General features: G+C 72.2%; 10 protein-coding genes. 7 read left to right on the plus strand and 3 right to left on the minus strand.

Annotation, left to right across the window (positions count from 1 at the left end; all coding sequences use genetic code 11):
• Entirely contained in the window at nucleotides 1-1,125 is a 1,125-nt protein-coding gene (gcvT, locus tag O7597_RS02670) for a glycine cleavage system aminomethyltransferase GcvT (RefSeq protein ID WP_281581921.1), read from the minus strand.
• Between the two features lie 163 nt (nucleotides 1,126-1,288).
• Here gcvT and O7597_RS02675 point away from each other — a divergent pair, with 163 nt between their 5' ends.
• A complete protein-coding gene (locus tag O7597_RS02675) occupies nucleotides 1,289-2,860 on the plus strand; it encodes a leucyl aminopeptidase (RefSeq protein ID WP_281581922.1) in 1,572 nt (523 codons plus the stop codon).
• 133 nt (nucleotides 2,861-2,993) lie between these two features.
• Here the strand turns inward: O7597_RS02675 and O7597_RS02680 are convergent, their stop codons facing one another.
• Nucleotides 2,994-3,323, minus strand: coding sequence for a hypothetical protein (locus O7597_RS02680; RefSeq protein ID WP_269737564.1), 330 nt, complete (start codon nucleotides 3,321-3,323; stop codon nucleotides 2,994-2,996).
• A 179-nt stretch (nucleotides 3,324-3,502) separates the two neighbouring features.
• Here O7597_RS02680 and lpdA point away from each other — a divergent pair, with 179 nt between their 5' ends.
• Together lpdA and sucB are read left to right on the plus strand one after the other, a co-directional pair.
• Nucleotides 3,503-4,894: a dihydrolipoyl dehydrogenase gene (lpdA, locus tag O7597_RS02685; RefSeq protein ID WP_269737565.1), complete on the plus strand. Its 1,392-nt coding sequence runs from the start codon at nucleotides 3,503-3,505 to the stop codon at nucleotides 4,892-4,894.
• A gap of 72 nt (nucleotides 4,895-4,966) precedes the next feature.
• Complete coding sequence (gene sucB / locus O7597_RS02690; RefSeq protein WP_281581923.1) at nucleotides 4,967-6,814, plus strand: 2-oxoglutarate dehydrogenase, E2 component, dihydrolipoamide succinyltransferase; 1,848 nt, start codon at nucleotides 4,967-4,969, stop codon at nucleotides 6,812-6,814.
• Nucleotides 6,815-6,995: 181 nt separating this feature from the next.
• Here sucB and O7597_RS02695 read toward each other — a convergent pair whose 3' ends face one another.
• Nucleotides 6,996-7,940, minus strand: a complete 945-nt coding sequence (locus O7597_RS02695; protein ID WP_281581924.1) for an SDR family NAD(P)-dependent oxidoreductase — start codon at nucleotides 7,938-7,940, stop codon at nucleotides 6,996-6,998.
• Between the two features lie 137 nt (nucleotides 7,941-8,077).
• Here O7597_RS02695 and O7597_RS02700 point away from each other — a divergent pair, with 137 nt between their 5' ends.
• From O7597_RS02700 to O7597_RS02715, 4 genes are all read left to right on the plus strand, one after another.
• On the plus strand, nucleotides 8,078-8,656 hold the full coding sequence (locus O7597_RS02700; protein ID WP_269737569.1) for a TetR/AcrR family transcriptional regulator: 579 nt from the start codon (nucleotides 8,078-8,080) through the stop codon (nucleotides 8,654-8,656).
• A 45-nt stretch (nucleotides 8,657-8,701) separates the two neighbouring features.
• Nucleotides 8,702-10,024, plus strand: a complete 1,323-nt coding sequence (locus O7597_RS02705; RefSeq protein ID WP_269737570.1) for a low temperature requirement protein A — start codon at nucleotides 8,702-8,704, stop codon at nucleotides 10,022-10,024.
• 79 nt (nucleotides 10,025-10,103) lie between these two features.
• Nucleotides 10,104-11,111: an aldo/keto reductase gene (locus O7597_RS02710; RefSeq protein WP_269737571.1), complete on the plus strand. Its 1,008-nt coding sequence runs from the start codon at nucleotides 10,104-10,106 to the stop codon at nucleotides 11,109-11,111.
• 47 nt (nucleotides 11,112-11,158) lie between these two features.
• Nucleotides 11,159-12,070, plus strand: coding sequence for a TIGR01777 family oxidoreductase (locus tag O7597_RS02715; protein ID WP_269737572.1), 912 nt, complete (start codon nucleotides 11,159-11,161; stop codon nucleotides 12,068-12,070).
• The last annotated feature ends 8 nt before the right edge of the window (nucleotides 12,071-12,078 follow it).

Consider the following 12,078-nt stretch of genomic DNA (forward strand, 5'->3'; position numbering starts at 1 on the left):
TTACTTGACGGAGGGGTGGATGAAGGGGGGGCGGGTCAGGTGGACGGGGGTGCGGCGGTTGCGGATGTCGACGTGCAGCTCGGCGCCGTCGGGGAGGGCGGGGGCGGTGTCGATCAGGGCGAGGGCGATGCCCTGCTTGCGGGTTGGGCTGAAGGTGCCGCTGGTCACCGTGCCGACCCGGGTGTCGCCGGCGTAGACCGCCATGCCGGGGCGAGGGATGGCACGTTCGGCGGCGACCAGGCCGCGCAGCGTACGCCCCGGACCGGCGGCCTTCTCCGCGACCAGCGCGTCGCGGCCCCAGAAGGCCGGCTTGTCCCAGCCGACCGCCCAGCCGGAGCGGGCCTGCACCGGCGTGATCTCCAGCGAGAGGTCCTGTCCGTGCAGCGGATACCCCATCTCGGTGCGCAGCGTGTCCCGTGCGGCCAGCCCGCACGCCTGCGGCGCCGGCTCGGCGGCGAACAACGCGTCCCACACCGCGACCGCGTCACCGGCCGGCACCACCAGCTCGTAGCCCAGCTCACCGGTGTAGCCGGTACGGCACACGGTCAGCTCGACCGGGCCGAGCGCCGCCGGGGAGAAACTCATGTACCCGTGCCCGGTGGGCAGGCCGAGCGCGCCCAGCAGGTCCGCCGACCGGGGCCCCTGGACCGCCAGCACGGCGTACCCCTCGTGCTCGTCGGTGACCGTGACCTGCGGCGGCGCGGCGGCGCGCAGCCGGCGTACCACCTCGGCGCTGTTCGCCGCGTTCGGGATGAGGAAGACGTGGTCGTCGGCGTGCAGGTAGGCGATGATGTCGTCCACCACGCCGCCGGTCGCCTCGTCGCAGCACAGGGTGTACTGCGCCCGCCCCGGCCCGATGCGCCCCAGGTCGTTGCTGAGGCAGGCGTTGACGAATTCCGCCGCTCCCGGCCCGGTCACCCGCACCTTGCCCAGGTGTGACACGTCGAACACGCCGACGCCGGTACGCACCGCGGTGTGCTCGCGCAGCACCCCGCCGCCGGCGTACTCCAGGGGCATCTCCCAGCCACCGAACGGAGCGAACTTGGCGCCGAGCGCGGTGTGCCGGCCGGCCAGCGGAGAACGACGCAGCCGGGTCGCGGCGGCGTCGGTGGTCACCTCGGTCATGGGTGGCAACTTACCGGGACGCACCGGGCTGGTTAGCATCGGCGGGACCGCCGGATCACCCGGCGGGGCAGCAATGACGTCCGGCGGGTAAATCATCCGCCGGGGAACTCCACCGCCGGTACGCCACCACGCGACCGGCCCGGCCCGCCCGGGAGCAGCCTCCGTGACATCGCCCAGCACCACCCTGAGCCTGGTCGACACCGACCCCGCCGAACTCGCCGTCGACGCGATCGTGATCGGCGTGCACAGTACGACCGGCGAGCAGGACGCCACCCGCGGCCTCGCCGGCACCCTGCTGCTCGCCAGCGGCGCCGAGAGCATCGCCGCCGCCTTCGACGGCAAGCTGACCGAGACGCTGGCGCTGCTCGGCGCGACCGGCGGTCCCGGCGAGGTGATCAAGTTGGCGACGCTGGGCACGGTCACCGCGCCGGTGCTGGCCGCTGTCGGCCTCGGCCCGGAGCCCAGCGGCGCGGCGCCCGCCCCGGAGACGCTGCGCCGGGCGGCGGGCGCCGCCGTGCGGGCCCTGGCCGGGGCCTCCCGGGTGGCGATGACGCTGCCGCTGCCGGACGACGCCGACGCCGACGCCGCGCTGCGCGCGGTCGCCGAGGGCGCGCTGCTGGGTGGTTACCGCTTCGCCGGGTACAAGACCCGGCCGCAGCCGACCCGCCGCGAGCCGGTCGCCGAAGTGCTCGTCGCCGTGCCGGACGCCGCGGACGCGGCAGCGCAGGCCGAGGTGACCCGGGCCGGCACGGTGGCCGGCGCGGTCCGGCGTACCCGCGACTGGGTCAACATCGCCCCGAACGAGCTGCGCCCGCCGGCCTTCGCCGACGCGGTGGCCGAGGCCGGCCGGGCGGCCGGGCTGGCGGTCGAGGTGCTCGACGAGGTCGCCCTGCGCGAGGGCGGCTACGGCGGCATCATCGCCGTCGGTCAGGGCTCGGAGGCCCCGCCGCGACTGGTCAAGCTGACCTACACCCCGGCCGGTGGCGGCACCGGTAAGCGGGTCGCGCTGGTCGGCAAGGGCATCACCTTCGACACCGGCGGCATCTCGATCAAGCCGGCCCAGGGCATGTGGGAGATGAAGTCCGACATGGCCGGTGCGGCGGCGGTGGCGGCCACCATGCTGGCGGTGGCCGAGCTGAAGCCGTCGGTGACGGTGACCGGGTACGTGCCGATGGCGGAGAACATGCCGTCGGGAACCTCGTACCGGCCGGGTGACGTGGTCACCATGTTCAACGGCAAGAAGGTGGAGGTGCTCAACACCGACGCCGAGGGCCGGATGATCCTCGGCGACGCGATGGCCCGGGCCTGCGCCGACGGCTGCGACTACCTGTTCGAGACCTCCACCCTGACCGGCGGTCAGGTCGTCTCGCTGGGCAAGCGGATCTCCGGCGTGATGGGTACCGCCGAGCTGTGCGAGCGGGTCCGTGGTGCCGGTGACGCGGTCGGCGAGCCGGCCTGGCCGATGCCGTTGCCGGACGACGTGCGCAAGGGCATGGACTCCGACGTCGCGGACATCTCGCAGGTCAACGCGGGCATGGACCGGGCCGGTCACATGCTCCAGGGCGGTGTCTTCCTGCGCGAGTTCGTCACCGACGACGTCGCCTGGGCACACATCGACATCGCCGGCCCGTCGTACCACACGGGCGAGGCGACCGGCTACTGGACCAAGGGCGGCACCGGCGTCCCGGTCCGCACCCTGCTCCACCTGATCGACGACGTGGCCGCCAACGGCTGAGCCCTGCGCGGGCTGCGCAAGGTTCGATCAGTTTCGGGGAAGTTGCTGTGTCCACGCGCCGGGAGGCGGCAACTTCCCCGAAACTGCTGCCTCCCAGCGGCAACGCGCGGCGGCGCGCGGCGCGGGAGCAGGGTCAGTACTGCTCGGGGCGGCGTTTGCGGCGCTCGTTGTAGTCGCGCATGCGTTGCGGGTAGCCCATCAGCGCCACGTCGTAGATCGGGATGCTCAGCCGGAACGCGAACCGCCGCGCGCCGTCCGGCCCGTCAATCCGGCGTCGGGTCCACTCCCCGTCGTCGGCGATCAGGATCACGGTCGTCTCGGTGACGGTGGTACGCGGCTCGATGTACGCCTCGACGCCCTTACGGGTCCGGACGAAGTTCTCAAGGTGCTCCAGATCGGCACGATTGGCCGTACGGTCAGGGTCAGCCGCGCGTGGTCGCTTGCTTCGCCGGAACAGTCCCACCGAGCCGTCTCCCCAGTCGTGGCGTATCGAAGGCAGAGCCAAGGGTACGTGGCGGCGACGTGTCGTTGGGCACCTCGGTACGCGGGTGCGACGCGGTGGTGACAAGATGGCCGAGGTGGGGTGTGTCCGTGTTACCCCGCCGTGACCCCCGATGCAGCGAAGCGACCTGGGAGTTGGACGTGAGCGAGCCGAACGACGCAACCTTCGACATCGTCATCCTCGGAGGTGGTAGCGGCGGTTACGCGACCGCCCTGCGCGCCGCCCAGTTGGACCTTTCCGTGGCGTTGGTGGAGAAGGGCAAGCTCGGGGGCACCTGCCTGCACAACGGATGCATCCCGACCAAGGCGCTGCTGCACGCGGCCGAGATCGCCGACCAGACCCGCGAGTCGGAGCAGTTCGGCATCAAGGCCGAGCTGGTCGGCATCGACATGGCCGGGGTCAACTCGTACAAGGACGGCGTGATCTCGCGGCTCTACAAGGGCCTGCAGGGCATGCTCAAGGGCAACAAGTCGATCACCATCGTCGAGGGGCACGGCAAGCTGGTCGCGCCCAACGCGGTCGAGGTGGACGGCAAGCGGTACACCGGCCGCAACGTGGTGCTGGCCTCCGGGTCGTACGCCAAGAGCCTGCCGGGCCTGGAGATCGACGGCGAGCGGGTCATCACCAGCGACCACGCCCTGACCCTGGACCGGGTCCCCGCCTCGGCGATCGTGCTCGGCGGCGGGGTGATCGGCGTCGAGTTCGCCAGCGTGTGGAAGTCCTTCGGGGTGGACGTGACGATCATCGAGGCGCTGCCCCGGCTCGTCGCCGCCGAGGACGAGGAGTCGTCGAAGGCGCTGGAGCGGGCCTTCCGCAAGCGGAAGATCAACTTCAAGGTCGGCAAGCCGTTCGAGAAGGTCGAGAAGACCGACAGCGGCGTGAAGGTGACCATCGCCGGTGGCGACACCGTCGAGGCCGAGCTGCTGCTGGTCGCGGTCGGCCGGGGCCCGAACACCGCCGACCTCGGCTACGAGGAGCAGGGCGTCAAGGTCGACCGGGGCTACGTGCTGACCGACGAGCGGCTGCGCACCAACGTGCCGAACGTCTACGCCGTGGGCGACATCGTGCCCGGCCTCCAGCTCGCCCACCGCGGCTTCCAGCAGGGCATCTTCGTCGCCGAGGAGATCGCCGGCCAGAACCCGGCGGTGATCGACGAGGCGGGCATCCCCCGGGTCACCTACAGCGACCCGGAGCTGGCGTCGGTCGGCCTCACCGAGGCGAAGGCCAAGGAGCAGTACGGCGCGGACAAGATCAAGACTTACAACTACAACCTCGGCGGCAACGGCAAGAGCCAGATCCTCAAGACGGCCGGTTTCGTGAAGCTGGTGCGGGTCGAGGACGGTCCGGTGGTCGGCGTGCACATGGTCGGCGCGCGGGTCGGCGAGCTGGTCGGCGAGGCGCAGCTGATCTACAACTGGGAGGCGTACCCGGGCGAGGTGGCGCAGCTCGTGCACGCCCACCCGACGCAGAACGAGGCCCTGGGCGAGGCGCACCTCGCTCTTGCCGGCAAGCCGCTGCACGCGCACGCCTGATCACGACGTATCCGCGGCGTCCGGCGACGGGCGGCGCTCCCCCCACCAGGGAAATGAAGGAGTCTGGAGAACATGCCGGTATCGGTCACCATGCCCCGGCTCGGCGAGAGCGTCACCGAGGGCACCGTCACGCGCTGGCTCAAGCAGGAGGGTGACACCGTCGAGGTCGACGAGCCGCTGCTTGAGGTGTCCACCGACAAGGTCGACACCGAGATCCCGTCCCCGGCGGCCGGGGTGCTGACCCGGATCGTGGTGGGCGAGGACGAGACGGCCGAGGTCGGCAGCGAGCTGGCGGTGATCTCCGGCGAGGGCGAGTCGGCCGGCGGTGGAGCCGCCCCGCAGCAGCAGGAGGAGGCTCCCGCCGAGCAGGCCGCCGAGGCGGCGGCGGAGCCGCAGGCCGAGGCGGAGCAGCCGGCCGTCGAGCAGCCGGCCGAGCAGCCGGCGCAGGCGGCCCCGTCGGGCGAGGGCACCCCGGTGCAGATGCCGGCCCTGGGCGAGAGCGTCACCGAGGGTACGGTCACCCGCTGGCTCAAGCAGGTCGGCGAGACCGTCGAGGTCGACGAGCCGCTGCTGGAGGTCTCCACCGACAAGGTCGACACCGAGATCCCCTCGCCGGTCGCCGGTACCGTGCTGGAGATCAAGGTCGCCGAGGACGAGACCGCCGAGGTCGGCGCGACCCTGGCCGTTGTCGGTGCCGCCGGTGGCGCCCCGGCCGAGTCGAAGCCGGAGCCGAAGCCCGAAGCGGAGGCGAAGCCCGAGCCGCAGGCCAAGCCCGAGCCGGAGGCCAAGCCGGAGCCGAAGCCCGAGCCCGAGGCGAAGCCGGAGCCGCAGGTGTCCGAACCGACGCCGGGCATGTCGTACAACGAGCCGGCCGCCGAGGCCGAGACGGCACAGGAACCGGTCAAGGCGGAGCAGGCGGCGCAGCCGGCGGCTCCGGCACCGCAACGCGCGGCGACACCGTCCAACGGTGGCGAGCAGGCGGCCGGTTACGTGACCCCGCTGGTACGCAAGCTGGCCAGCCAGCACAACGTGGACCTCGCCTCGGTCAACGGCACCGGGGTCGGCGGCCGGATCCGCAAGCAGGACGTGCTGGACGCGGCGGAGCAGGCCAAGGCCGCCAAGGCCGCACCGGCTCCGGCGGCCCAGCCGACGGCCGGAGCCCCGGCCAAGCCGGCCGCCAAGCCGCAGCCGAGCGCCAAGCGGGGCACCACCGAGAAGCTGCCCCGCATCCGCGCGGCCATCGCCAAGCGGATGCTGTCGTCGCTGCACGAGATGGCGCAGCTCACCACGGTGGTCGAGGTGGACGTCACCAAGATCGCCAAGCTGCGGGCGCAGGCCAAGGAGTCGTTCCAGCAGCGGCACGGCGTCAAGCTGTCGTTCCTGCCGTTCTTCGCCCTCGCGGCCATCGAGGCGCTCCAGGCGTACCCGATCGTCAACGCCAGCATGGACCTGGACGGCGGGACGATCACCTACCCGGACGCCGAGAACCTCGGCATCGCGGTGGACACCGAGCGGGGCCTGCTGGTGCCGGTCATCCACAACGCCGGTGACCTCAACCTGGGCGGCATCGCCAAGCGGGTCGCCGACCTGGCCGAGCGGACCCGGACCAACAAGATCAGCCCGGACGAGATCGCCGGTGCGACCTTCACGCTGACCAACACCGGCAGCCGGGGCGCCCTGTTCGACACCCCGATCGTGCCGTCGCCACAGTCGGCGATGCTGGGTACGGGTGCCGTGGTCAAGCGTCCGGTCGTGGTCAACGACCCGGAGCTGGGTGAGGTCATCGCCGTACGCCAGATGGTCTACCTGGCCCTGTCCTACGACCACCGCCTGATCGACGGTGCCGACGCGGCCCGCTTCCTGACGGCGGTCAAGGAGCGCCTGGAGGCCGGCAACTTCGAGGCCGAACTGGGCCTCTAACCCCAACGCACCAGCGGGGCGCCCCGGTCCTCCCGGACCGGGGCGCTCCTGCTGTCCCCACCCACCCAGCCCCCGCGATCATGCAGTTGTGGCACCTGATTCGTGGCGTTATGCGCTTCCTGTCCACTGCCACAACTGCATGATCGGCGCGGCGGAGGGGCGGGCGCGGGCCGGGTTGCGGTCAGGGGGTGAGGGTTTGGGTGCTGATCTGCCAGAGGCGGTGGGCGGATTCGGGGTCGAGGGCGTAGGGGGCTACGCCGGTGCGGGTGCCGGGCTGGTGGGGGGCGGCCTGTTGGCAGTCCTCGAAGTAGCGGCCGCCGACGCCGTCGAGCAGGGGCGAGGTGGCGACCAGGATCGAGGTGGCGGCACCCTGCTCCGGGGTCTTCCAGGATGCCGTGGCCGGGCCGCTCTGGGCGCGCATCCGGGCCAGTTCCTCCTCGGTCACGTAGCGCTGGAGGTTGGTGCGGATCGCGCCGGGGTGCAGGGCGTTGGCCAGGATGCCGTCGTCCGCCCAGCGCCGGCTCGCCTCGACGGCGAAGAGGACGTTCGCGGTCTTGGACTGCCCGTACGCGGCCCACGGCTCGTAGGGCCGGCGCTCGAAGTTGATGTCGTCGAAGACGACCGGCGAGCGCAGGTGTGCCGCCGAGCTGACCGAGACGATCCGGGCGCCCTGCGCGGCGGCGAGGGCCGGGTGCAGCCCGGTGGCGAGCGCGAAGTGCCCGAGGTGGTTGGTGGCGAACTGCATCTCCCAGCCCTGCGGGGTACGCATCTCGGGCGAGGCCATGATGCCGGCGTTGTCGACCAGGATGTGCAGCGGGCCGTCCCAGTTCGCCACGAAGGCCGCCACCGAGGCCGGGTCGGCCAGGTCGAGCGGGGCGACGCTGACCCGGTCGTTGCCGGTCGTACCGATGATCTCCGACGCCGCTCGCTCCCCCTGCTCGGGCTTGCGGACGGCGAGGGTGACGTCGGCACCGGCGGACGCGAGCGCCCGGGCGGTCTCCACACCGATGCCCGACCCGCCGCCGGTGACGACGGCTCGACGACCGGTGAGGTCGATGCCCGCGACGACCTCCAGCGCGGTGGACTCGGCGGTGAACGGGGTGCTGACAGGTGTGCCGATGGTCATGATCCATCCTTGTCTCAGGTGTGCGGCGACTCTGTCCGCCACTACGATGAGAAGCGGAGGCTCCTCCGTTACCGCCAGGCTAACCGGAGGGTCCTCCGTTTGCCAACCGGACGGAGGCCGACCGTCAGGAGGAGTACGTGCCGGAGCAGCCATCCCGACCGTTGCGTGCCGACGCGCTGCGCAACCGCCAGCGGTTGCTGGAGGCGGCCGTCCGGGCGTTTTCCCGGTCCGGTGCGGAGGTAACCCTGGAACAGATCGCCCGCGACGCCGGAGTCGGCATCGGCACGCTCTACCGGCACTTCCCCACCCGTGAGGCGTTGGTCGAGGCCGCCTACCGCAACGAGTTGGAGCGGCTCTGCGACTCGGCCGCGGAGTTGCTCGACCAACTGCCGCCGGAGGCGGCGATCCGGGCCTGGATGGACCGCTTCATCGACTACCTCGCCACCAAGCGGGAGATGGCCGACGCGCTGCGCCTGGTGATCGCCGCCGGCACCAACCCGTTCGCGCAGAGCCGGGACCGACTGCTCGCCGCCCTGGACCGGCTGCTGGCGGCGGGCGCGGCGGCCGGCACCGTCCGATCGGACGTGGACCCCGGTGACGTCCTCGCCGGGCTCAGCGGAGTCTCGCTCGCCGCCGGTGGCCGGGAACAGCGCGACCAGGCCCGCCGCCTGCTCGACCTGCTGATGGACGGCCTGCGGTACCGCCGGCCGGACTGATCGGAAACGGGCGTACGTCCAGGTCGGCGCTGCCAGACTCAGCCCGTGGGCGACGTGGGCTGGCGGGGGCGGCTCGGGCCGGCCGTCGGCATCGCGCCCGGCGCCCGGGTCGACAAGTTCGAGATCTTCTTCGACCTGGTCTTCGTCTTCTCGTTCTTCATCATCACCCGCGCCACCGCCGCCAACATCAACGGCCGCCAACTGCTGCACGCCGCACTGGTGCTGGCCGTGCTCTGGTGGTGCTGGGTGGTGCACACGGTGGTGGCCACCCGGATCCGCATCGGCGAGGGTTTCGTGCCGGTGCTGATGGTCGTCGGGATGGCCGCGCTGTTCTGCTTCGCCCTGTCCCTGCCGCAGGCGTTCATGGACCACAAGGAGGAGGCGGGTCCGGTCGTGGTCGCGGTCAGCTACGTGGTCATCCGGGCCATCCATCTGATCCTGTTCCTGCACGTCGTGCGCGACAACCCGACCGAACGCCGACAACTGCTCCGGTACGCCCCCGAGTTGGCGCTGAGCACCGCGCTGCTGCTGGTGGCCGCCCTGCTACCCACCCACATCGCCGATGCCGGGACCGCCGCGCTCGTCCGCGACGCACTCTGGGTGAGCGTGGTGCTGCTCCAGTACGGCACCGGTCTGCTGGCCCGTACCTGGGGCTGGCAGGTCACCTCGGCGGAGCACTGGACCGAACGGTACGACCTGATCCTGATCATCGCGCTCGGCGAGTCGGTGATCTCCGTCGGCGTCGGCAGCAACCTGCTCGGCCAGGCGCCGACCTGGCCCGGGGTGACCGCCGCGGTGCTCGGCATCTTCTTCACCGCCGCCCTGTGGTGGGTGCACTACGACCTGATCGGCCCGGCCGCCCGGATCGCCCTGCACGCCAGCCTGGGTCGCGCCCGGGTGCTGATGGCCCGCGACGCCTACGCCTACCTCTACCTGCCGATGATCGCCGGGATCATCCTGTTCGCCCTCGGCGCCGAGGGCATCGTGCACGACGTCGCCGAACCCGGCGTGCCGGTCGCCGAGCGGGCCCACGGGGCGAACGTGCCGATGCTGTTCGGCGGGGTGTTCCTCTACCTGCTCGGCAACATGGCCTTCCAGCTCCGTACCCTGCACACGCTGAGCTGGACCCGGGTCGCCACCCTGGTCGTCCTGCTCGCCGCCATCCCGGTCGCCATGCCGCTGCCCGGGCTGGTCGCCCTCGGCCTGCTCACCGCGATCTGCGTCGGCCTGGTCTTCGCCGAGGTCGTCTTCATGGCCGAAGCCCGGCACACGCTGCGCGCGGTGGTCTTCGAGGAGCGGACCGCCCACGAGACCCACGAGGCCGCCTACCGCGCCCGCTGGCACGGCCAACCCCCCGGCACGACGTGACCGCCGACATGGCCGGTCGCAGCGGCTGAGCGGTGCTGCGCTTGACTTCGAGTGCGCTCCAAGCGCGACGCTTGCCCGCATGACGACGACACGGAAACTGGGTCGCAGCGGCATCGAGGTCAGCGCCATCGGCATGGGCTGCTGGGCGATCGGCGGGCCACTGTGGGGTGACTACCGGCAGCCGCTGGGCTGGGGCGAGGTGGACGACGAGGAGTCGGTGCGGGCCGTGCACGCGGCGATCGAGCACGGGGTGACCTTCTTCGACACGGCCAGCAACTACGGGGCCGGCCACAGCGAGCGGGTGCTGGGCCGGGCGCTCGCCGGCCGTCGCGACCAGGTGGTGCTCGCCACCAAGTTCGGCTACACCGCCGAGGAGGCGACCCGCCGGGCCACCGGCGAGGACCACCGTCCCGAATACGCGGTGGCCAGCCTGGAGGCGTCGCTGCGCCGCCTCGGCACCGATCACGTCGACCTGTTGCAACTGCACCTGAACGACCTGGCGCCGGCGCTCGCACTCGACCTGGTCGACACGCTGGAGAGCATGGTCACCCAGGGCAAGATCCGGGCGTACGGGTGGAGCACCGACCACCCCGCCTCGGCTGCCGCCTTCGCCCCGGCCGCCCCGCACTGCACGGCGATCCAGCACGACCAGTCCGTGCTGCGGGACAACGCCGAGATGCTCGCGGTCTGCGACACGTACGACCTGGCCAGCATCAACCGGGGGCCGCTGGCGATGGGGCTGCTCACCGCCGCCACCCGGTCGCTGGGCGACGACGACGTGCGGGGGCGGGCACCGGAGTGGTTGCCCTGGTTCACCGACGGCCAGCCGGCACCGCAGTGGGCGCAGCGGGTGGCTCGGGTACGCGAGGCGCTCACCGTCGACGGCCGTACCCTCGCCCAGGGCGCGCTCGGCTGGCTGCTGGCGCGCAGCCCGCGTACGGTGCCGATTCCCGGGTTCCGCACGGTGGCCCAGGTGCAGGAGAACACCCGGGTGCTCACCCTCGGGCCGCTGCCCGCCGACGCCTACGACGAGGTGGAGCGGCACCTGTCGGCGCTTCGCTCGAACGGGGCCGTCACGCCGGCGTGACCGACTCGACCGGGCCGGGTCGTCGCGCGTACCCGAAGATGGAGGGCATGCGGATCCTCATGGCCGGCGCGTCCGGCTTCCTCGGCACCCGGCTGGTCGACCTGCTCGTGGCCGACGGGCACCAGGTGACCCGGCTGGTACGACGCCCGCCGCGCGCCGCCGACGAGCGACAGTGGTCGCCGTCGGCGGCGCAGTTGGACCCGGCGGTGGTCGCCGAGGCCGACGCGGTGATCAACCTGGCCGGCGCGGGCGTCGGCGACCGGCGTTGGAACGACAGGTACCGGCAGTTGATCCGGTCCAGCCGGGTGGACACCACCACCACCCTGGCCACCACGATCGCCGGTCTGCCCGTCGCGGACCGACCGGAGGTGCTGCTGAACTCCTCGGCGATCGGCTGGTACGGCAACACCGGTGACCGGGTGGTGGAGGAGGACGCGCCGGCCGGCGAGGGTTTCCTCGCCGACGTGGCCCGGGTGTGGGAGGCGGCCACCCGGCCGGCCGAGGACGCCGGGGTGCGGGTGGTGCGACTGCGTACCGGGCTGCCGCTGCACCGCGACGGTGGCCTGCTCAAGCCGCAACTGCTGCCGTTCAAGCTGGGTATCGCCGGTCGGCTCGGCAGCGGCCGGCAGTGGATTCCGTGGATCTCGATGACCGACTGGCTCAACGCGACCACGTTCCTGCTGGCCCGGGCCGACCTCGCCGGACCGGTGAACGTGGTCGGCCCGGCCCCGGTCACCAACGCCGAGTTCACCCGTGAGTTGGCCCGCCAATTGAACCGCCCCGCGGTCATCCCGATCCCGGCGCTGGCCCTGAAGGTGGCCCTGGGCGGCTTCGCCCAGGAGGCGTTGACCAGCACCCGAGTCCTCCCCGGCGTCCTCAACCGCGCCCAGTTCACCTTCCGCCACCCCGACCTCCGCACCGCCCTCCACGCCGCCCTCCACGCCGCCCTCCACGACTGACCGCCCGC

This window comes from Verrucosispora sp. WMMC514 (assembly GCF_027497295.1).
In the GTDB taxonomy this organism is placed as follows: Bacteria; Actinomycetota; Actinomycetes; order Mycobacteriales; family Micromonosporaceae; genus Micromonospora; species Micromonospora palythoicola.

What these genes read in the sequence shown, in the direction of transcription:
- gcvT (WP_281581921.1), bottom strand. Translation starts at nt 1,125, where the DNA reads ATGACCGAGGTGACCACCGACGCCGCCGCGACCCGGCTGCGTCGTTCT.
- sucB (WP_281581923.1), top strand. Translation starts at nt 4,967, where the DNA reads ATGCCGGTATCGGTCACCATGCCCCGGCTCGGCGAGAGCGTCACCGAG.
- O7597_RS02695 (WP_281581924.1), bottom strand. Translation starts at nt 7,940, where the DNA reads ATGACCATCGGCACACCTGTCAGCACCCCGTTCACCGCCGAGTCCACC.
- O7597_RS02710 (WP_269737571.1), top strand. Translation starts at nt 10,104, where the DNA reads ATGACGACGACACGGAAACTGGGTCGCAGCGGCATCGAGGTCAGCGCC.
- O7597_RS02715 (WP_269737572.1), top strand. Translation starts at nt 11,159, where the DNA reads ATGCGGATCCTCATGGCCGGCGCGTCCGGCTTCCTCGGCACCCGGCTG.